Origin of the sequence: Mycobacterium sp. ITM-2016-00316, from assembly GCF_002968335.2 — a bacterium.
In the GTDB taxonomy this organism is placed as follows: Bacteria; Actinomycetota; Actinomycetes; order Mycobacteriales; family Mycobacteriaceae; genus Mycobacterium.
This window is the reverse complement of sequence record NZ_CP134398.1, coordinates 1,079,380-1,100,221: the sequence shown is the minus strand read 5'-3', so window position 1 is coordinate 1,100,221 and position 20,842 is coordinate 1,079,380. Positions and strand designations below refer to the sequence as shown.

General features: G+C 67.2%; 17 protein-coding genes and 3 pseudogenes. 10 read left to right on the top strand and 10 right to left on the bottom strand.

The annotated features are described in order from the left end of the window. Window positions 1-56 precede the first annotated feature (56 nt). Both rpmJ and infA read right to left on the bottom strand, forming a co-directional pair. Window positions 57-170 carry a 50S ribosomal protein L36 gene (gene rpmJ / locus C6A86_RS05280; RefSeq protein WP_003879483.1) on the bottom strand — a complete coding sequence of 38 codons (114 nt, stop codon included), beginning with the start codon at window positions 168-170 and terminating at the stop codon, window positions 57-59. Window positions 171-252: 82 nt separating this feature from the next. Next, window positions 253-474 carry a translation initiation factor IF-1 gene (infA, locus tag C6A86_RS05275; RefSeq protein ID WP_003418601.1) on the bottom strand — a complete coding sequence of 74 codons (222 nt, stop codon included), beginning with the start codon at window positions 472-474 and terminating at the stop codon, window positions 253-255. Between the two features lie 298 nt (window positions 475-772). Between infA and C6A86_RS05270 the strand changes: the two genes are divergently transcribed. Then, window positions 773-2,227, top strand: a complete 1,455-nt coding sequence (locus C6A86_RS05270) for a wax ester/triacylglycerol synthase family O-acyltransferase (protein ID WP_105364789.1) — start codon at window positions 773-775, stop codon at window positions 2,225-2,227. Continuing rightward, window positions 2,224-3,096 (top strand): universal stress protein, encoded by an 873-nt coding sequence (locus C6A86_RS05265; RefSeq protein WP_105364790.1) that lies wholly within the window; start codon window positions 2,224-2,226, stop codon window positions 3,094-3,096. Before C6A86_RS05270 ends, C6A86_RS05265 begins: the two co-directional genes overlap by 4 nt. Before the next feature lie 19 nt (window positions 3,097-3,115). Here C6A86_RS05265 and C6A86_RS05260 read toward each other — a convergent pair whose 3' ends face one another. From C6A86_RS05260 to C6A86_RS05245, 4 genes are read right to left on the bottom strand one after another with little or no spacing between them, the layout of a single operon-like run. After that, window positions 3,116-4,003 (bottom strand): universal stress protein, encoded by an 888-nt coding sequence (locus tag C6A86_RS05260; protein ID WP_311101044.1) that lies wholly within the window; start codon window positions 4,001-4,003, stop codon window positions 3,116-3,118. After that, complete coding sequence (gene ppsA / locus C6A86_RS05255) at window positions 3,996-6,326, bottom strand: phosphoenolpyruvate synthase (RefSeq protein WP_105362801.1); 2,331 nt, start codon at window positions 6,324-6,326, stop codon at window positions 3,996-3,998. Before ppsA ends, C6A86_RS05260 begins: the two co-directional genes overlap by 8 nt. Next, window positions 6,323-7,369 (bottom strand): zinc-dependent alcohol dehydrogenase family protein, encoded by a 1,047-nt coding sequence (locus tag C6A86_RS05250; protein ID WP_105362802.1) that lies wholly within the window; start codon window positions 7,367-7,369, stop codon window positions 6,323-6,325. Before C6A86_RS05250 ends, ppsA begins: the two co-directional genes overlap by 4 nt. A gap of 44 nt (window positions 7,370-7,413) precedes the next feature. Next, entirely contained in the window at window positions 7,414-8,901 is a 1,488-nt protein-coding gene (locus tag C6A86_RS05245) for an AAA family ATPase (RefSeq protein WP_199196145.1), read from the bottom strand. A 284-nt stretch (window positions 8,902-9,185) separates the two neighbouring features. Between C6A86_RS05245 and C6A86_RS05240 the strand changes: the two genes are divergently transcribed. Beyond that, window positions 9,186-10,073: a universal stress protein gene (locus C6A86_RS05240; protein ID WP_158263253.1), complete on the top strand. Its 888-nt coding sequence runs from the start codon at window positions 9,186-9,188 to the stop codon at window positions 10,071-10,073. On the opposite strand, the pseudogene C6A86_RS05235 reads toward C6A86_RS05240, so the two are convergent. Further along, window positions 10,063-10,988: pseudogene (locus tag C6A86_RS05235) on the bottom strand (1-phosphofructokinase family hexose kinase). The gene C6A86_RS05240 and the pseudogene C6A86_RS05235 sit on opposite strands and share 11 nt — an antisense overlap. Before the next feature lie 88 nt (window positions 10,989-11,076). Then, window positions 11,077-11,526 carry a pyridoxamine 5'-phosphate oxidase family protein gene (locus C6A86_RS05230; RefSeq protein ID WP_105362805.1) on the bottom strand — a complete coding sequence of 150 codons (450 nt, stop codon included), beginning with the start codon at window positions 11,524-11,526 and terminating at the stop codon, window positions 11,077-11,079. A 129-nt stretch (window positions 11,527-11,655) separates the two neighbouring features. Here C6A86_RS05230 and C6A86_RS05225 point away from each other — a divergent pair, with 129 nt between their 5' ends. After that, the gene (locus C6A86_RS05225; RefSeq protein WP_105362806.1) at window positions 11,656-12,537 is read left to right on the top strand and encodes a universal stress protein; all 882 of its coding nucleotides are present in this window, start codon (window positions 11,656-11,658) and stop codon (window positions 12,535-12,537) included. Window positions 12,538-12,547: 10 nt separating this feature from the next. Here C6A86_RS05225 and C6A86_RS05220 read toward each other — a convergent pair. After that, window positions 12,548-13,334: pseudogene (locus C6A86_RS05220) on the bottom strand (sigma 54 modulation/S30EA ribosomal C-terminal domain-containing protein). A gap of 230 nt (window positions 13,335-13,564) precedes the next feature. Between C6A86_RS05220 and C6A86_RS05215 the strand changes: the two are divergent. Further along, window positions 13,565-14,242 carry a hypothetical protein gene (locus C6A86_RS05215; RefSeq protein ID WP_105362813.1) on the top strand — a complete coding sequence of 226 codons (678 nt, stop codon included), beginning with the start codon at window positions 13,565-13,567 and terminating at the stop codon, window positions 14,240-14,242. 111 nt (window positions 14,243-14,353) lie between these two features. Continuing rightward, a complete protein-coding gene (locus C6A86_RS05210; protein WP_105362808.1) occupies window positions 14,354-15,235 on the top strand; it encodes a universal stress protein in 882 nt (293 codons plus the stop codon). A gap of 9 nt (window positions 15,236-15,244) precedes the next feature. Here C6A86_RS05210 and C6A86_RS05205 read toward each other — a convergent pair whose 3' ends face one another. After that, a complete protein-coding gene (locus C6A86_RS05205; RefSeq protein ID WP_105362809.1) occupies window positions 15,245-15,715 on the bottom strand; it encodes an SRPBCC family protein in 471 nt (156 codons plus the stop codon). A gap of 113 nt (window positions 15,716-15,828) precedes the next feature. Between C6A86_RS05205 and C6A86_RS05200 the strand changes: the two are divergent. From C6A86_RS05200 to C6A86_RS05185, 4 genes and pseudogenes are all read left to right on the top strand, one after another. Next, window positions 15,829-17,531 (top strand): annotated as a pseudogene (locus C6A86_RS05200) (FAD-dependent oxidoreductase). 13 nt (window positions 17,532-17,544) lie between these two features. Next, complete coding sequence (locus tag C6A86_RS05195; protein ID WP_105362811.1) at window positions 17,545-19,050, top strand: ATP-binding protein; 1,506 nt, start codon at window positions 17,545-17,547, stop codon at window positions 19,048-19,050. A 59-nt stretch (window positions 19,051-19,109) separates the two neighbouring features. Then, on the top strand, window positions 19,110-19,955 hold the full coding sequence (locus C6A86_RS05190; protein WP_105362814.1) for an LLM class F420-dependent oxidoreductase: 846 nt from the start codon (window positions 19,110-19,112) through the stop codon (window positions 19,953-19,955). 25 nt (window positions 19,956-19,980) lie between these two features. After that, window positions 19,981-20,832, top strand: coding sequence for an LLM class F420-dependent oxidoreductase (locus C6A86_RS05185; RefSeq protein WP_311101043.1), 852 nt, complete (start codon window positions 19,981-19,983; stop codon window positions 20,830-20,832). Window positions 20,833-20,842: the final 10 nt, after the last annotated feature.

Here is a 20,842-nt window from a genome sequence, read left to right as displayed (position 1 = left end):
CTGGTACTGGGAGGTCTGCATTCAGTTGTGGGTGGTTCTGCGTGCTTGGACTGGGACTAACCCTGCCGCTGCTTGTGCCGCGGATCCGAGCAGATCACCATGACCCGCCCATGCCGGCGGATCACCCTGCACTTGTCGCAGATCGGCTTGACGCTCGGGTTCACCTTCACGGCTTCGCGATCCTTCTAGGTCGGTTGCGGCAGACACCGGAGTGCCCACCACAGGTAGTGGTTGTTGCAGTTGAGGGGCGTGTTACTTGTACCGGTACACGATGCGGCCCCGGGACAGGTCGTAGGGCGAAAGCTCCACCACTACGCGGTCCTCGGGCAGGATGCGGATGTAGTGCTGCCGCATCTTGCCGCTGATGTGGGCCAGAACCTTGTGTCCGTTCTCCAGCTCAATGCGGAACATCGCATTGGGCAGAGGTTCGACGACACGGCCCTCGACCTCGATGGCACCGTCTTTCTTGGCCATACTGTGTTAGCGATCCTTGCCTTCGTTTTCGTATCTTGTGCACCCTCGGCTTGGCACGCCAGCAGCACCGACTGAGAACGTGGGCCGGATCACCGAAATCGTGAAGGTTCCAAGACAGGCACGCAAAGAGTCGGCGCGGAAGCCGCACCGTTGGTCCACGATACCCGCTGTCGGGGTATGCACCAAAATCGCGTGACCTGGGCCGGGCCGAGCCGGCGGACAGGAAGGGCCGCAGGTCCCGCTGAGCAGGGACCTGTGACTCTGACCCTGGCCCGCCCGCGCGCCGATAGTCGTAGGGGTGGCCCGCCTCAACACCCTCGATGCCGGTTTCCTGGACGCCGAGGACGCCGATCCCCACGTCAGCCTGGCGGTCGGGGCGGTATCCGTGCTGAACGGACCGATTCCCGACCACGACCAGCTGGTGGCTGCCATCAGTGACCGGATCTCCGCGATTCCTCGGCTGCGGCAAGTCCTACACAGGCAACCGCTCGACCTGCTGGCGCCGGAGTGGGTGGACGACCCGGCACCCGATATGGCGCACCATATCCGCCGCGCCGCGCTGCCACACCCGGGTGACGACGCAGCCCTGTTCCGGTTCACCGCGGAGGCGATGGAGCCCCGTCTCGACCGGGAACGACCGCTCTGGCAGTGCTGGATCATCGAGGGCCTCGCCGACGGCCGCTGGGCGTTGTTGATGAAGGTGCATCACTGCATCGGCGACGGCATCGCGACCATGCACATGCTCGCCGGGCTGAGCGACGGCGGTGAAGGCGAGACGTTCGTCAGCGCCATCCGCGCTGCCCACGCGGACACCCCCGTGGCGCCCGCACTGCCGGCGTTCACGCTCAATCCGCTCCGGTGGGCACGCAGCGCTTGGGACACTGCGTCGGCGGTGACCGCAGCAGCCGCACTGACCGTCGGCGGCACGGTGCAGATCATCGACAGTCTGCTGCGCGCCGGACCCAGATCCACGCTGAACGGACCCGTGACGACGATGCGGCGTTACAGCGCCGTCCAAGTACCCCTGGTCGATGTGGCATCGGTCAGCCAGGCGTTTGACGTCACCCTCAACGATGTCGCCCTGTCCGCCATCACCGACAGTTTCCGATCCGCGCTGAAGCGTCGCGGCGAGGTGCCCCATCACCGGGCGCTGCGCACTCTGGTACCCGTCTCGGTGCGATCGAGCGATGCCATGGACCAGGTCGACAACCGGGTTTCGGTCATGTTGCCCTACCTACCGGTTGACGAACCCGACCTGGTGGAACAGCTGCACACCGTGCACCGGCGGATGGCGCGAGCCAAATCCGGAGGTCAACGCCAGGCCGGCAGCTCCGCGGTGTCCGCGTTGAACCTGGTGCCGTTCGCCTTCGCGTCGCGGGCCATCCGAATGCTGACCGCTCTGCCGCAACGCGGCGTCGTCACGCTGGCGACCAACGTGCCCGGACCGCAGCGCCATCTTCAGGTGTTGGGGCGCGAAGTTGTTCGCATGCTTCCTGTTCCACCGGTGGCGCTGCGGCTTCGTGCCGCGGTGGCCATCCTGAGCTACGGCGAGGACCTGTTCTTCGGAATCACCACCGATTTCGATGCGTTTCCCGATGTCGAGGACCTCGCCGGCGGCATCGGCCGGGCCATCGCCCACCTCACCGCCGTTGCCCGGCACCCGCGCCCGGGCCGGCCCGCGTTGGCGCTGCTCGAATCCAGCACGACCGACGGATCAGGCGAAAACCGATCAGCACTGGAAGGAACACGATGATTGAGCCGGTCGAAGTCGAGAAGATCGTTGCCGGAGTGGCTGATTCGCCATCGTCGCGAGCCGCCGTCGAATGGGCGGCCAGGGAGGCCGAGCTCCGCGGTGTTCCCTTGGTCCTGCTCCACGCGAGCTCGTTACCCATCGGGGCCTGGCCCGTCGCACCGGTACCGGTGGGGTACCTGGAATGGCAGATGAAGGTCGGGCGAGAACTTCTCGATGACACCGCTCGCCTGGCGGAGCAGACCACCGGCGGCGCCGTCTCGGTGTCGACCGACCTGATCGTGGCCACTCCGACCGCGGCGCTGGTGGATGCCTCCCGTACGGCCGGCATGGTCGTCGTGGGATCGCGAGGCAAGGGCGCTCTTTCACGGCTGGTGTTGGGCAGCGTCAGCGCGGGCCTACTGCATCGCGCGCATTGCCCGGTCGTCGTGATCCCAGGGGAGGAACCCCCACCCATGGCCGACGCGCCGGTGCTACTCGGGTTCGACGGGTCGCCCTCCTCGCAGTCGGCGATCGCGCTGGCTTTCGACGAGGCGTCCCGACGCCGGGTGGGACTGGTCGCCATGCATGCATGGTGGTCTCCCGGCGCTTTCGAAATGCCCGGATTCGATTGGGAGACACTGCGTCCAGAGGTGAACCGGCAGATCCGGGAAATGCTCACGGCCTGGCAGCAGCGCTTCCCCGACGTACCCGTGGAACGCGTCGTGGTCGCCGACCAGCCCGCCGCACGGATCGTCGAGCATTCGAGCTCGTGTCAGTTGATCGTCGTGGGAAGTCACGGGCACGGCGCAGTGGGCAGCGCGCTGCTGGGGTCGGTGAGCAACGCGGTGGTTCAGGCGGCAACGGTGCCGGTGATCGTCGCGCGACAGTAGCGGCCGACGGCCGGCTCGCTCACCCCGTGCTGTGCGTCGAGCGACACACCGCCACGGGCACCGGCGAGTGATGCAGCATGTTCAGACTCGTCGACCCCAGGACCGTCGCCGCCAGCGGCGAACGCCCGCGGCTGCCGACGATCACCATCTGCGCGTCGGACAACTGTTGCAGCAGTGCACGGCGGGGGCCGAGAGCATCGACGAGGACATCGACGCTGACCTCCGGGTGCGCCCGGCGGTAGGGCTCGACGGCCCGATTCAAGGCATTCACCTGCTCCAATTCGACAGCTCCCCAGTCGATCAGGAAGGGAATCGAGACGTCACCGGCGGGCACCCGCATCGACCATGCGTGGACCGCCTGCACCGGAGCCCCGAGCGCGGCAGCCAGTTCGAAGGCCAGTTCCAGCGCGGCGTCGCTGGAGCCATCCACTCCGACCACGATGGGTTGTGTTGTCGGTCTGAGGATTTCCCCACGCCAGGCGATCACCGGGCAATCCGCATGGCTGCACAGGTCAAGTGTGAGCGATCCGACCAGCAGTGCCGCACCGGGTGATACGTCGTCGCAGCCCAGTACCAGCAGCCGGGCGTTCCGGCTGAGGGCCTGCAACGCATCCTCGACGGGCTCATCGAGGGCGACGGTGCTGATCTCGAGGTCCGGGTGGTCACGCCGGACCGCCTCTTCCGCGGTCTTGAGAATCATCGGCGCGGCCTCATGTTGGGCGCTGACACTGGCCGCGGCGACAGCGGCCATCGCATCACTGAATTGATGCCGGCCGTGGGACATCGCATGCACGATCTGTAGTGGGGTTCCCAGGTGATGAGCGAGCGCACCCGCCCAGCGGGCGGCGTGGTGCGCGACGATCGTGCCGTCCACGCCGACAATGATCGGCGCTGCGTGCTCATTCATGGTGTGACGGTCCTTCCGTGGTTCTCGACGGGCGGTTGACGGACTCCAGGAGGAGCCGTTGTTCGGCGGCGGCCACCACCCGGCGGGTGGCGACGGCGGCATCGGGGTTCACCGAGATGGATGAAATGCCCATTCGGACAAGCTGTTCGGCAAATGCCGGGTTCGCCGAGGGCGCTTGCCCACACAGCGAGGACGGCACACCGTGTCTGCGGGCCGTGGCGATGATGCTCCCGATGGCGTCCAGGACGGCGGCGTCGGACTCATCGAAGACCTCCGCGCAGATCTCCGAGTCGCGGTCCACCCCGAGCATCAGCTGGGTGAGGTCGTTGCTGCCGATCGACACACCGTCGATACCCATGGCGATATACGCCGGCAACCAGTGCACCACCGACGGCACCTCGGCCATGACCCACCGGTGCAGCCCACGTTGCCCACCGAGCCGGCTGGCGTCCACGAGTCCCAGGCACTCTTCGAGTTCCCACCGGGTTCGCACGAACGGGATCATCAGATGGACATTCGGGTACTGGTCGCGCACCTCGGCGAGTGCCGCCAGTTCCAGTGCGAACAGGGCGGGGTCCTTGATGTAGCGGTAGCACCCCCGATACCCGATCATCGGATTGTGTTCGACCGGTTCGTAGTCGGGTCCGCCGACGAGATCGCGAAACTCGTTGCTGCGGAAGTCGGTGGCCCGGTAGATGACCGGCCGTGGGTGGAACGCCGCGGCAATGCGGGTGATGGCGGTGACCATCGCCGCGATGATGGTGCGCTGTTCACCGCGCCCGATCAATGCCTGTGGATGCTGCCCACCGAGCGCATCGGTGAGCATGAGTTCGGCGCGCAGCAGCCCCACACCGTCGACATCGGTGGCCGCAACGGCCTCGACCTGATCCGGTAGCGCCATGTTCACGTAGATCCGGGTCGCAGTGACCGGCGCGGCGGGCCGCTCGATGATGCCGGAGCGAATCTCGCGCACCGGGACCGGTGCCGGTGTCGCCGCCGCGGTGTAGATCTGGCCTCGCGTGCCGTCCACGGTGACCATGGAGCCGGGCCGCAGGACGGTGGTGGCCGAGCGGGCACCCACCACGCAGGGGACCGCGAGTTCACGTGCGACGATCGCGGCGTGGCACGTCATGCCGCCGCTCTCGGTGACCAGTGCACCCGCTCTTCGGATTGTCGGCAGCCAGTCCGGGTTCGTCATCGGTGCCACCAGGATCTCGCCGTCGCGCAACTGATGTCCCTCGCGCGGATTCTGCAGCACCCGCACGCGGCCGGTCGCTATGCCCGGTGCAGCGGCCAATCCACGCAGCAGCAGCCCGGTGCCGGCCCGATCGGAGCCGGAATCCGGTGCCACCTCGACGCCGAGAGTGGTGATCGGCCTGGCCTGCACCAGCCATGAGGTACCGCCCTCGATGGCCCATTCGATGTCCTGGGGTTCTGCATAGTGACGCTCGACGGCCAGTGCCAGTTCGGTGAGACCGGCGAGGTCGGTGTCGGAGAGCACCCGCGCGGTGGCTTGCGCGGCAGCCAGTTCGACGATCGCGTCGCGACCGTCGGCGCCGCGCACGATCTTGAACGGTTTGGTCCCGATGTTGACGTCGATCACTCGCCCGGAAGCCTTGTCGATGACATAGGTATCCGGTTGGACCTTGCCCGACACCACCACCTCCCCCTGTCCGTACGCGGCTTCGACCACGATGTGGCTGCGGTCTCCGGTGCTGGGATCGGCGGTGAACGCGACGCCCGCGCGGTCCGCGGGGACCATCCGCTGAACCACCACGGCCATCGCCGGGTCGCCGGTGAACCCGCGGCTGGCCCGATAGGTGAGAACCCGCGGCGTGAACAGCGACGCCCAACAGGCCACCACGGCTCCCAGGAGTTCCGATTCACCGGTGATGTTGGTGATGGTGCGGTTCATGCCCGCGAACGACGCATCGCTGCCGTCTTCTCCCGCGGCGGAAGACCGCACGGCCACCACCGGATCCGCGCCGAGCTCACGGTAGGCCGCGAGTACTTCGGCCCGCAGATCGTCGGTCATCCCCGAAGACCGCACCAGGTGGCGCATGCGTGTGCAGAGTTCGTCGAGACGCGCAGTGTCCTCGACGTGTGCGAGCGCTTCGCGATGCAGCGCCGCGAGGTCCGAGTCGACGCCGCCGGACCGCATCGAGGCGCGGTAGGCGCCGCAAGACAGGGCGAAGCCGGGCGGGACCGGTAAGCCGGCCGCGATGAGCTCGCCCAGATTCGCGCCCTTACCCCCCACGCTGTCGGCGTCGGCCACCCGGATATCGGCAAGGCTGCGCAGCACCGGCGTGGCGATACTGGTCATTTCGGCACCGTCAGCAAGACCTTCAGTGCTCCCGTTTCGGCCGGCCGGCTGAAGACGTCGTAAGCGGCCTCGAAATCGTCGAAGGTGAAGCGGTGCGTGATCATCGCCGCGGTGTCCAGCCGGTTGCCGGCCACCAGATCTACCAGTGTCGGCGTGGAATAGGTATCGACCAGCCCGGTGGTGATGGTGAGATTCTTGATCCAGATGTCTTCCAGGTGCAGTGTCGCCGGCGCCCCGTGCACCCCGATATTGGCGACGTGGCCCCCGGCGCGGACCAGCCGAACGGCGTCCTCGAAGGTGCCCGGTGTGCCCACGGCCTCCATCACGCAGTCGGCACCGAGGCCGCCGGTCAACCCGTCGATCACCGCCCGCACCGACTCCGTGTCCGGATTGACCACCACATCGGCGCCGAACTTACGCGCGGCCTCCAGACGGGAGTCGGCCACGTCGATGGCCACGATGGTTCTCGGGCTGTACAGCCGGGCGGTGAGTATCGCTGCCAGGCCGATCGGTCCGGCACCGACGATGGCCACCACATCACCCGGCTGGACCGCACCGTTGAGCACGCCCACCTCGTAGGAGGTGGGCAGGATGTCGGCCAGCATGACCATCTGTTCATCGCTGACCCCGTCGGGCACCTTGTGTGTCGAGTTGTCGGCGAACGGAACCCGCACGTACTCCGCCTGCGTCCCGTCGATGAGGTGCCCGAGAATCCACCCGCCGCCCCCCAGGCACTGCCCGTACTGCGCCTTCCGGCAGTAGCGGCATCTTCCGCATGAGCTGATACAGGACACCAGCACGCGGTCCCCGATATCGAGGGTCTCGACCGCCGCGCCGACTGCGGTCACGGTGCCGACGGCCTCGTGACCGAGGACGCGACCCGGGGTTACCTCGGGCACATCACCTTTCAGGATGTGCAGATCGGTACCGCAGATCGTGACCGCGTCGACCCGGATGATGGCGTCACCGGGGTGCTGGAGCTGCGGGTCGGGCACCTCCTGCCACGATCGTTGTCCGGGTCCTTGGTAGACGAGAGCTTTCACAACAGGTCCCTTCTTTCTGGAGTTTGATATGCCGGCCGTGTCGATCAAATTCCGGTGCAACAGATTTGCCGGGCTTCGGCGGTGCTCTCATGCAGCGGGCGACCGGTGTCCACACGATGGGCACTCACCCAGTCGTCGAGGTCGGGCGTGAGCGGGGCGGCCATCTCCACCGTCGCATCGGAGGACGTGTCGACCCGGGTCGCGATACGCGCCTCGGCGTCGTCGAGGCTTGTCCTGCACACGAACTCGACGACCGGCACCGAAAGCTCACCGGCGATCGCATGTGCCGAACGGCGGTGCCGCGGGTCGCGCCAGGTCCCGTCCAGGATGACCGTCTGGCCACCGGCCAGTAGCCGTTGCGCTCGACGGCAGACCTCGTCATAGACGAGATCTACGTTCTCCGGGGTGTACAGGCCTGCTCGTAACGTACCGGCGGACCCACTGATTCGACCGCCCTGCTGCAACTCGCGCCGAGTGTCATCGGTCGAGATCACCTGTGCCCCGATGTCGGCGGCCAGTGATCGGGACAACGTCGATTTCCCCGTGCCGGGGCCGCCTCCGATGATGATCAGCTGAACCGCTGCCGTCCTGAGATGTTCGAGTGCGATGCAGAGGTGCCTGCGGGCATCGTCGCGAGCTTCGGCGCGCCCCTGCAGCACCCGGATGCAGTCGACTTTGGCGCGGACCACCGCGCGGTAGGAGATGTAGAAGTGGACCAGCGCCGGTGGGGCCTGATCGTCGGCCCGTCGCACGTACTGATCCAGGAAGTACGCGCCGAGGTCCTTGCGGCCCAGGAACTCCAGGTCCATCGCGAGGAACGCGGCGTCATCGACACCGTCGACATAGCGCAGGTGATCGTCGAACTCCAGGCAGTCCAGCAGCGCGGGGCCCTCCGACAGGCAGTAGATGTCGGCGGCCAACAGGTCACCATGGCCGTCGACGATCCGGCGCTCCTCGATGCGTCGCCCGAACAGAGCCCGTCTGCTGGAGACGAATGCGGTGAACAGCCGTTCCAGTTCGACGACCCGCTCGACGGGGAGGATATCGGGGGCGTAGCTGCGCAGTTCGGCCAGGTTCTCCCGCCAGCGGGCGGTGACCGCGTCGACCGTCGCACAGGTGTCGATGAGGTGATTGCGTTCGGCGGTCCGATGGAAACGGGCCAACAGGGTGGCGATCTGGTCCAGCTCGGTCTCGACAGATCGGCCATCGGTGACCAACGTCGCCAGGCAGCGTGAGTCCGGGTGGCGGCGCATCACGATGACCGGTTCGCCAGGGTCGTCGGACGATCCGACCAGGTGGGCCACGCCGAGATAACTCGCGGGTGCCAGGCGCCGATTCAGGCTCACCTCGCGCAGGCAGACACGTTCTCGGTCTTCGGGAGCGCTGAAGTCCAGGAAGTCGGTGACCACCGGCTTCTTCACCTTGTATGCGCGATCACCGGCGAGTACGACCAGACCGGTGTGGGTTTCCCGGATCTCGGCGGCACCGACCGACTCGAAGGTCTCCGCGAGTCGCTCGTGCGCTGCACTCATACTCACCATCGTCGTTTCCCGCCGAAGGTGCCGGACACGGCCGAGCGTCCCCGGCCGGGTAGCAATGGTCCTCGCTCTTCAGGGCACAAAGACCCTTCGGCAGTCGACACGCGGGCCGAAAGACGCTGATGCAGATCGCTGTTCGCGATGACGGCCGCCCCACCTGGACCGAGGTACACGAGATGGACCTTTGCCGCCATGGTGGTGACTTTCGGCTCCGCCGGCCCATGTGTCCGACTCCTTACCATGAGTCGCATATCCCATCAATCTGGGAGGCGGCCAACATGTCTGGTGCCAAGACCAAGGAGATCATCGTCGGGATCGACGGATCCGAACAAGCCGGGCGGGCGGCGCTGTGGGCGATCGACGAAGCGGTATCCCGCAATGCCACGCTGCGGCTGATCTACGTGCTCCGGACCGACCTGTCGGGCACGTTGACGGCCGCTGAGTACGTGCCCGCCGTCGCAACAGCAAAGCGCGCCCTCGGCGCCGCACGGGAACGCATCGCCGAACGCGACAGCGCGGTGACGGTCGTCACGACAATCGCCCAGGGCTCGCCGGCGGGAGTTCTGCTCGCCGAGTCCGGTGCTGCCGAGATGGTCTGCGTCGGATGGTCGGGCATGAATCGGATCACCGCGGCCCTGATGGGTTCGACGGCGACTTCGGTCGCCGCCGGGGCCACGTGTCCGGTGGCAATCGTGCGCAGCCCATCCGACGCCGCCACCGGCGAGCCCGCACCGAGGTGGGTCATCGTGCCGGTCGGCGCGAGCTCCCGTGACAACGGCTCGACGATCGCTGAAGCCGTTGCCGAGTCGCGACACCGGGGATGGCCGGTACTGGCGGTGTGGACCGACTCCGGAGACGACGAGAGCCGTGCGGACGCGGTGAACCAACTGACATCGCGCTGCAGGCAACGGTTCCCGGATGTGCACATCTACCCCGTGGCGACCAGCACCGGATTGGCGGAGTTCCTCGGTGCCGATCCGGAACTCGGCGGAGTGGTGATGGTCGATGGTGACAACGCCCCGGACGTGCCCTCAGCCGTCAACAAGATCGGTCACGCGACTCCCGCGGAGCTCGCTGTCGTCGTGGCGCATGCCGACTCCGGCAGGCCCACGACGCCGGCCGCCGTCCGGACTCCAGTGACCCACGGCCCCGGCGTCAACTCCTGACCTCGGACGCCGACTGCATCGGCACGGACTCGAAGAATCGCTCCACCTGCACACGGTCGAACACCGAGGTTCCCGGCGTCTGCAGCTTTGCGGTCGCGGCGGCCACGCCGTAGCGCACCGACCGGCCCAACGTCCAGCCGCGTACCAGACCGACGGTGAGACCGGCAACCATCGCGTCTCCGGCTCCGACACCACTGGCGGCCACCACCGGGATCGCCGGGAACCGGGCGCACTCCGACGGTGTCACCAGCAGCGAGCCCTGCGCGCCGAGGGAGACCAGAACGGCTGCTGCGACACCGTTGTCGATCAGCTCGCGGGCGGCGTGCGTCTGTTCCTGCTCGGTGTCCAGCGCCCGGCCACTGCACTCACGAAGCTCCCGCACACTCGGTTTCAGCAGAAACACCCCCGACGTGACGTGCATCAGCCCGCCCCCGGAGGTGTCCAGGATCAGCCGCACACCGGCGTGAGCACAGACGGTCGCGACGCGCTGATAGAAGTCCGGCGGCACACCGAGCGGCAAACTGCCACTGGCGACCACGAACCGAGCCGACGCGGCCTCGCGTTGCAGGATGTCGAGACAGCGGGCCTGCTCGCCGTCATCGACCGAGGGCCCGGGCAGCACGAACCGGAACTGCGTGCCCGAGCCACGGTCGTTGACGGTGAAACTCTCGCGCGTCGTGCCCTGGATACCGACGGGGCTGGAGTCGACACCGGAAGCCGTCACGAGGTCGACGAGCTGCGCGCCGGTGTGGCCGCCCGCGGTGAAGACCGCCGACACCGACGCCCCGAGCGCCCGCGCGAAGCGGGCCACGTTGACGCCCCGCCGCCGGCGTCGTATCTCTCGCCCCGGCAACGGACTTTCTCGGTGGGCACCACCTCGTCGGCATCGACGGTGATGTCGAGCGCCGGGTTCATCGTCACGGTGATGATCGACGACGGTGTCACGGTCCGCCAAACCCGCGGTGCGCGGTGCCAGTGCTGCGTTTCCGCGCAACGCGTTTCGTCATCCCAGCACTGGATCTTCGACGGGCAGAGCCGAGACTGAGGTGACACTGAACCGAAATCGTCTGCCCGTGACGTTTCGCGGCCGGATCCGGACGAAATGCGGCTTCTCCGAACCTGTCCAGGGAACCACCCCGGCCCGTTCGGCCTCGGCGATGTCCTCGTCGCTGCGTATCGAGCGCGCAACTCCCGCCACGATGACGCTCCAGCCCTCGCTCAGACCGTGCCCATCCGCTTCGAACAGGACATTGTTGTTGATCGCCGCACTGACCAGCTTGGTGCCCGGTGCCGTACGGAACACGATCGTCCGATCCTGCACGGCGTAGTTCACCGGGAAGATCGCCGGGTTGCCGTCGACGGTGGTCACCAACCGGCCAAGCGCTGCGCCCGCCAGCAGATTCCAGCACTCGGTCACGGACAGGATCGTCATCGAGTGGTCATCATCGGTCATGTGTCGACTGTAGGCAGCTCGCACCTTCCCCGTCTGAGGTACAAAGTCCCTTGTTCGACACACCAAGGACTCCTGAGCGGGCACCGACGCTGCCCTAACGTCAGATCAACCCGTTCACAGGAGTACCGAATGTCGCAATCATCAACTCGATTCGGGATACTCGTCGGCATCGACGGCTCCCCGGAATCACTGGCAGCGGTGCGCTGGGCGGCCCGTGCCGCGGCTCTGCGTCGCCGCCCCGTCACCCTGATGCACGTCGTTTCGCCGATCATTGTCAGCTGGTCGATAGAGGCTGTGCTGTCGGACTATCAAGGGTGGCAGGAAGACAACGCCGACAACGTCATCAAGCTCGCGAAGGAGACTCTGTGTGCTGCCGTGGACGGTTCGCCCGCACCGGAGGTCCTGGTCGAACGTCGGCACGACGGTGTGATGACGGAGCTCACCGAAGCCTCGGGCAGCGCCGATCTGATCGTGATCGGCAGTCGCGGACTAGGCCCGGTCGGTGGAGCCGTACTGGGCTCGGTGAGTCGCGGCCTGCTGCACCACGCTCGGTGTCCGCTGGTCGTGACCAAAGACGGCGTGGTCAGAAACACCGACCGTGATCTGCCGGTGTTGCTCGGAGTCGATGGTTCGCCGTCGTCGGAGGCGGCGATCGGGTTCGCCTTCGCCGAAGCGTCGCGCCGCGGAGTCGACCTTGTCGCGTTGCATGCCTGGAGCGACGACGCGCTGTTTCCGTTTCTGGGTATGGATTGGCACACGTTCGAAGACCAGGGCCACGAGATTCTCGGAGAACGGCTGGCCGGGTGGCAGGAGCAGTATCCGGACGTCACGGTCTACCGACGCATCGTGTGCGACAAGCCGGCTCGCTGGCTGATCGACGAGTCCAGGCATGCTCAGCTGGTGGTGGTCGGAAGCCGGGGCCGGGGCGGGATTTCCGGAATGTTGCTGGGTTCGGTCAGCACCGCCGTTGCCGAATCCGCGTCGGCGCCCGTGGCGGTGGTCCGCGCCTGAGCGGCCCGACCTACCCGGCGGGCGTGATCATCGCGAGGTCGCCGTCCAGGCGCCGGTAGAGCACGCCGGCACGCCCCGCTGCCGCGTCGATGTAGAACAGGAAGGGCAGATCCATCAGGTCCATGCGCTCCACCGCTGCCTCCTCACGCAGACAAGGCACCGGATGGCCGCTGATGCTGACCGGCAGCTGGAAGGGCGCCACCTGGTCGACGAGGTCGGGGGCCACCAGGGCGAGGCGCAGCCCCGTCGGTGCGCTGCGATACACGACAGCCGCTGCAGCACTGCCGATCTCGTTGAAGAGGTGGAAGTCATAGCCCAACATCTCCATTTCGACGACGGCTTCATCGACGGTGCACGGGGCCATGGCGTAACTTTTGTGCCTGCTGATCCGGGCCTCACCGGATATCGGCGGGCGCCGCGCGCCGGACTCCGCGGCGTGACGCCAGGGGGGCGCCGCATCTGGTCCGCGGTGCGGTTCCCACAGTTCACACACGTGCTCGAAGACGCCGCCGCATCAGCGCCTCCAGCTTGTCGATCGCTTCATGGGCGGTGGCGGCTTCAACCTGGGCGCGAACAGCACGTCCCCGCACTTGCATGTTGGCCTGAGCGATCACCGCATACGCATCGACATCGCGACGGCCCCGCGTCAGTCGCAGGCGCGCGTGGGTGATCGGGTGACGGGTGAATCGCCCCAGACCGCCGATCTTGATTCGCCCGTACTCCACGGCGCCCGGGAAGACTCCGTGAATCGTGATATCGAGGTCGAAGGCTGGTACCGCATCCACTCCGTTGGGCATGTCTCCCTTGGTACCCCCGCGGGGTTCGGTCGGTAAGGGCCCAAAGTCATCGGCTTCCCGCCGCCCACCCGGTGGTGGACGGCCGCTGGCCTTCCCCGGACGAACGACCCCGATGGAAGGGACTTCGGTCCCTAGCCGGCGACGGCGGACAGGTGCTCAGATGCCTGGTAACTCTCAGGGAGTCGGCGGCTCCCGCCTCGCACCACAGCAACCGCCGAACGGAGGTCATGGTGGGAAAGCAGCACCCCGCGCTGGCAGCGCTCTCGGCCGTGGCGGGCCTCACCGCGGTGTATGTCGCACACCTGCGGCCGTGGCTCTACACCTGGGGAGCGCGCGCCGACGAGGTTCGAGCCACGCTGCCGGGAGACGAACTGGTCCACGTGCCCGGCCCGCGAACCACCCGCGCGGTGAGCGTGCACGCTTCCAGCGCCGACATCTGGCCGTGGTTGGCCCAGATCGGTGAGGGACGGGGCGGGTTCTACAGCTACTCACTGCTGGAGCGCGCGGTCGGCGCCGACATTCACAACGCCGATGCCATCCACCCCGAATGGCAACACGTGCACGTCGGTGACACGATCTGGCTGGCCCGCCGTTATGGTCCGGCGGCCCGCCAGATGGTGGCCGCGGTGCAGCCTCACTCGCATCTGGTGCTGATGTCCGCTGCCGACTTCGAGCGTGTTCAACGCGGCCAAAAGGCCTCGGGGTCGTGGGCGTTCGTCCTCCGGCAGGAAATCGGCGCTACCCGATTGCTGGCACGCGGCAACGGCGGCGCGGCCGGCCACTTCTGGTTTGACATCCCGCATTTCGTGATGGAACAGAAGATGCTGCGCGGTATCGCGCGGCGAGCAAGCTCGGGCACCGGGTCGCTCACGCATATCCCTGCGCCGGGAGGGGCCATTGTTCCCTGAAGGCGGTGACCAAAGCCTCCGTCCGGCGGGCCGCGACGCGCTCTACGTTCGATTCGGGCCCGCACCATTGCGGTCCGTGGCACGCCGGATCGCCGATTCGAGGAGTTTGAGATGACGTCACACCGAGGGATCGTGGTGGGAGTCGACGGTTCGAAGGAGAGCGAATCAGCTGTCGATTGGGCCGCGCGGGAGGCTGCCCTGCACAAGGTCGGGCTCACCCTGGCACACGTCCTGCCCGACGATCGACTACGCACCTGGTACGAGATTTCCATCGCGGACCAGCTGGAACGGATCGCCACGCAGCACAGTCGAGAGATCCTGTCCAGGGCGACGGCGATCGCCGAGCAGGCTGCCGCCGCCTCAGGCCCGCTACCGATCACCGAACACCTCGTCGAGGGCAATGCCGTGTCGACGATGTCCGACCTGTCCAAGGGCGCGCAGCTGGTGGTGGTGGGCAGTCGGGGGCTCGGCCGCGTCGGTCGCGCTCTGCTCGGCTCGGTCAGCACCGGGCTGCTCCGGCACGCTCATTGCCCGGTCGCGGTGATTCACGCCACGGCGGATGCGCAGCTGCAGTCCGAGCGTTCCCCCATCGTGGTGGGTATCGACGGCTCACCCGCCTCGGAGACGGCGGTCGCGGTGGCCTTCGAGGAAGCTTCGCTGCGCGGGGTCGAACTGATCGCGGTGCACGCGTGGAGCGATCTGACGGTGTACGCGTACCCCAACGACGAGTGGATGACGCTACAGCCGCAAGCCGAAGAGATACTGGCCGAGCGGCTGGCCGGGTGGCAAGAGCGCTATCCCGATGTCGCGGTCCGACGGGTGGTGGTCCGTGACCATCCCGCCCACCAGCTGCTCGTGCACGCGGAGTCGGCGCAACTCGTGGTCGTCGGAAGCCACGGCCGCGGCGGGTTCGCCGGGATGTTGCTCGGATCGGTCGGGGCCGCGGTCGCACAGACAGCCCACACTCCCGTCATCGTTGCGCGCTCGTCCTGATCGGGGGATCTACTGCTGCGCTTCGGCGGCGGCTTTGATCGCGGCGAGCGTGGCGGGAATACCGCTGAGCGCCAACGCGGAGCGCTGAGCGATCTGCGCATCGGCGTCGTCACCGAACCGCTCGCGAAATCCGTCAAGGCCCTTGGGCAGGAATCGCCAGTACTGGGTGAGTCGCGATCCGGCATCCCGCGGCTCGATGCTGAAACCCCAGCGCACCCAGCCGTTGTTCACCTCCCACGCGAACTCGCGTCCGGGTTCGGCAACGACCACCTGGCTGCGCGTCTCCCAGGTTCTTTCGGGAAGGACATTACGGCCGGTGAACCACGCCCCCACCACGGCACCGGCGCCGGGTTCGTCCCACCAGCAGGCCTTGCACACCGGACTCCACTCCCCGATCCGGGTGACATCGGAGACCAGCGCGTAGACCGCAGCCGGGGCGAGCGCGATGGCAACGGAGTCGGAGAATTCGAGGACGGTCATTCTCGGAGTCTAAAAACCCCGGGACGGATGCCGCGTTCGCCCTCGGCGATGCCGCCCCCGAACGGGACATCCGGGCAGAATTTCGTCAGACCAGCGGCGCATACTGATAGGCAATGCCCGGATCTGAGAACCAACCCCGTTTACCCGCAATCCTGACGGTCGATGACGACCCGGCCGTCTCCCGTGCGGTGGCCCGCGACCTGCGCCGCCACTATGGCGAGCGCTACCGCATCATCCGTGCCGAATCCGGCGCCGACGCCTTGGAGGCCCTCAAGGAGCTGAAGTTGCGCGGCGACACCGTCGCCGTGTTCGTCGCGGACTACCGGATGCCGCAGATGAGCGGTATCGAATTCCTCGAGAAGGCGATGGAGTTCTTTCCGATGGCCCGCCGGGTGTTGCTCACGGCCTACGCCGACACCCACGCCGCGATCGACGCGATCAACGTCGTCGACCTCGACCACTATCTGCTCAAGCCGTGGGACCCGCCGGAGGAGAAGCTCTATCCCGTCATCGACGGACTGCTGAGGAGTGGCGCTCGGTCGGAGACCGTGGGATGCCGTACACCAAGGTCATCGGTCACCGGTACAACGACCGGTCCTGGGAGGTGCGCCAGTTCCTGGCCCGCAACGAGTACTCGTTCCGAAGCGTGAACGCAGACGAGCCCAAGGGCCAGCAACTGCTCCAGGCCGCCGGCCTCGATGACAGCGTCCTTCCGGTGGTCATCACCGAGAAGGGCCACACGATGGTCGCGCCCAGCGACGCGGAACTGGCCGCGCTGCTCGGGTTGTCCACCAGTCCGCAGCTGGACATGTACGACCTCGCGGTGATCGGCGGCGGCCCCGCCGGCCTGGCCGCCGCGGTATACGGCGCTTCCGAAGGCCTCAAGACCGTCCTCATCGAGAAGGCCACCACCGGTGGCCAGGCCGGCCGCAGCTCGAAGATCGAGAACTACCTCGGCTTCGAAAACGGCGTCGCGGGCGCCGTGCTGACGACGACCGCCCGGCGGCAGGCCGAGCGCTTCGGCGCCGAGGTCATCACGACGCAGGAGGCCGGCCGGCTCAAGACCGGGGGTATCGGTGCGGCCCACACCGTCCACCTCAACGATGACCAGACCATCGGCGCCCGCGCGGTGATCCTGGCCACCGGCGTCGACTACCGCCAGCTGGAGATCACCGGATGCTGGGAGAATCCCGACGCCCCCGGGGACAACTACATCGGCCGGGGTGTCTACTACGGCGCGTCCGTGGCCGACAACAACGAATGTGCGGGCGAGGATGTCTACATCGTCGGCGGCGCGAACTCGGCGGGCCAGGCCGCGATGTACATGTCGCAGACGGCCAAGTCGGTCACCATGCTGATCCGCGGCTCATCGCTGGAGGCCGGGATGTCGCAGTACCTCGTCGATCGCATCAACCGGACCGACAACATCAAGGTCAGGACGTGCACCGAGGTCGTCGACATCACCCCGGGCGACGGTTTCCTGTCCGGGCTGGTGCTCCTCGACAAGCGGACCGGCGAAACCGAACCCGTGGCGTGCAACCGGATGTGTTGTTTCATCGGGGCCACCCCCCGCACGGAATGGCTGGAGGAGGCGGGAATAGCCCGCGACGACAACGGCTTCATATTGTCGGGGCCGGATCTCCGCGACAAGGTCGGCTGGACGCTGGACCGGCCGCCGCATCACCTGGAGACGAGCGTCCCCGGCGTCTTCGTCGCCGGGGACGTGCGGTCGGAGTCCGCCAAGCGGGTGGCCGCCGCGGTCGGCGAGGGCTCGATGGCAGTGATGTTGGTGCACAGGTATCTGGCGGAAGCCTGAGAGGACGCGAACAATGGGCGCACAGAACGGTGAAGAGTGTGTGCGCGACGAGTTGCGCACACTGTTCCTCTTCGAGCATCTCTCCGATGAGCAGCTGGACATCCTCTGCGAAGCCGGCCACATCCAGTATTTCCCGGCGGGTCCGCTCGTGGTCGAGGGCGAATCGGCGACCTGCTTCTACGTGTTGATCGACGGTGAGCTGGTCATGTCGAAGCGCTCCGGCGGCGTCGACATCCAGACCAACCGCACCTCCCAGCGCGGCGTGTACTTCGGTGCGTGGTCGGCCTACATCCCCGGCGAGGAGCAGCTCTACCAGGCCTCGGTGCGGCTGGTCACCAGATCACGGGTGTTCGTGCTGCAGGCCGACACCTTCGCCGAGTTCATGCGCCAACAGTTCCCGATGGCGGTGCACCTGATGGAAGGCCAGCTGGTCGGCGGCCGGCGCCAGAGCCAGATCATCGGGCAGCGCGAGAAGTTGCTGGCGCTGGGCACCATCACGGCGGGCCTGACCCACCAGCTCAACAACCCGGCCGCCGCGACGGCGCGCGCCGTCTCGGATCTGCGCGAGACGGTCGGCAAGATGCGGCACAAGCTGTCGATGCTCGCGGACGGAAAATTCAGCCCCGAAGCGCTGCGGGTCCTGGTCCGCATCCAGGACGACGTGGCCGAGCAGGTCGCCAAGAACCGGGACGTCGAGCTCTCCGCGCTGGAGGCCTCGGACCGCGAGGACGCGATCGGCGACTGGCTGGAGGACCACGACATCATCGGCGCCTGGGATTACGCGCCGACATTCGTCGAGGCGGGCCTGGACACCGACTGGTTGGAAAAGGTCCTCACCTCCGTCGACGATGTCGACGCCACCGCGTCACTGCAAGGTGCCATCGGGTGGCTGAAATACACCATCGACAACGAGCTGCGGATGAACGAGATCGCCGAGGCCAGCAAGCGGACCTCGGCGCTGCTGGCCGGCGCCAAGCAGTACTCGCAGATGGACCGCGGCGCCTACGGCAGCGCCGACGTACACGAGCTGCTGCGCAGCACCATCATGATGTTCGGCGACAAGATCGGCGGGCCCGGCAAGGGCAGGCCGGTGTCCATCGTCAAGGACCTGGACAAGACACTGCCCGAATTGCAGTGCTACCCAGGCGATCTCAACCAGGTGTGGACCAACATCATCGACAACGCGATCCAGGCGATGCAGGGCCACGGCACGCTGACCATCCGCACCGCGCGGGAGAACGAGCAGATGATCCGGGTGGAGATCTGCGATGACGGCCCGGGAATCCCCGAGGATGTCATCGAACGCATCTTCACCCCGTTCTTCACCACCAAGCCCTTCGGTGAGGGCACCGGCCTCGGCCTCGACCTGGCCTGGCGGATCGTGGTGGAAAAGCACGGCGGCAACATCTCGGTGCAGAGCAAGCCCGGGGACACCCGGTTCGCCGTGTGCCTGCCGCTGGTGGCGCCCGCACCGGTCACGCCGACTCCGGGTGAACTCTCGGCCGCCGGCACCGAATAGTTGGCGATCAATCTGCGCGGATCGGAATGCGCACGGGTTCGACCGCGGTTGACCCGACCATGAGCAAACCAAACTTGGGCAGGTTCGGCGTATTCGGTCACTACAGCCAGTGGCAGCAGCTTTCGCGTGCGCAACTCCGCGATATCGAAGGCCTGGGCTACGGCGCGATCTGGGCCGGCGGCTCACCGCCTGCCGAGCTGGAATGGATCGAGCCGATCCTCGGCGCCACCGATTCCCTCCAGCTGGCCACCGGCATCGTCAACATCTGGACCGCGGCGGCCGCCCCGGTCGCCGAATCCTTCCACCGCATCGAGAAGGAGTACCCGGGCCGGTTCCTGCTCGGCATCGGCGTCGGCCACCCCGAGGCGCACACCGAGTACAAGAAGCCCTACGACGCGCTCGCCGATTACCTCGGCGAGCTGGCTCAGCACGGGGTGCCGAAGGACCGCATCGTGGTGGCCGCGCTCGGCCCGCAGGTACTCAAACTCGCGGCGCGGCGCAGCGCCGGCGCCCACCCGTACCTCACCACCCCCGAGCACACCCGTACAGCCCGCGAGCTCATCGGACCCGACGCCTTCCTCGCCCCGGAACACAAGGTGGTTCTCACGACCGACGCCGCCAAGGCACGCGCGGTGGGCCGCAACGCGCTGGAGATCTATCTGAACCTCGCCAACTACCTGAACAACTGGAAGCGGCTCGGCTTCACCGATGCCGATGTCGCCAAGCCCGGCAGCGACGCACTGGTCGACGCGGTCGTTGCCCACGGCACGGCCGACGCGATCGCCGCACGCCTGCACGAACATCTCGGCGCCGGCGCCGACCACGTTCCGGTTCAGGTGTTGACGGGTACTGACAAGCTGGTGCCTGCGCTCGCAGAACTGGCCGGCCCGCTCGGCCTGCAGTAACGAGACCCGGAACGAAGGACAACACATGACCGACGCTGTCACGCTCAAGCCCGACCTCGGCCGCTACGGCGTCTGGACGTTCGGTGTCCCCAAGCCCGAGCAGGCTGCCGAGATCGAAAAGCTCGGCTACGGCGCGCTGTGGATCGGCGGTTCGCCCAAGGGCGACCTGAACTATGTCGAGCCGCTGCTGGAGGCCACCGAAAATCTGCAGGTGGCCACCGGCATCGTCAACGTGTGGACGGCCGATGCCGAGGAGGTCGCGCAGGCCTACCACCGGGTGGAAAAGGCCTTCCCCGGCCGATTCCTGCTCGGGATCGGCATCGGTCACCCCGAGCACACCGAGGAGTACCGCAAACCCTATGACGTGCTCGTCGAGTATCTCGATGCGCTGGACGCCCAGAAGGTGCCGACCAGCCGACGGGTGATCGCCGCGCTCGGGCCCAAGGTGCTCAAGCTGGCGGCCGCCCGCAGCGCGGGCGCCCATCCGTACCTGACCACCCCCCAGCACACCGGCCAGGCCCACAATCTGATCGGCAACACCGTCTTCCTGGCCCCCGAGCACAAGGTGGTGCTCAACACCAATGCGGACGAGGCCCGGGAGGTCGGACGCGGCGCCGTCGACTTCTACCTGAACCTGAGCAACTACCTGAACAACTGGCGCCGGCTCGGCTTCACCGAGGACGACATCGCCAAGCCGGGCAGCGACCGGTTGATCGACGCGGTGGTGGCGCACGGCGACGCTGATGCCGTCGCGGCGCGACTGCACCAGCATCTGGAGGCCGGCGCAGATCATGTGGCCATTCAGGTACTGGGCGGTTGGGACAAGCTGATCCCGACGCTGACCGAACTGGCGGGTCCGCTGGGACTCAAGAAGTAGCCCGATAGGG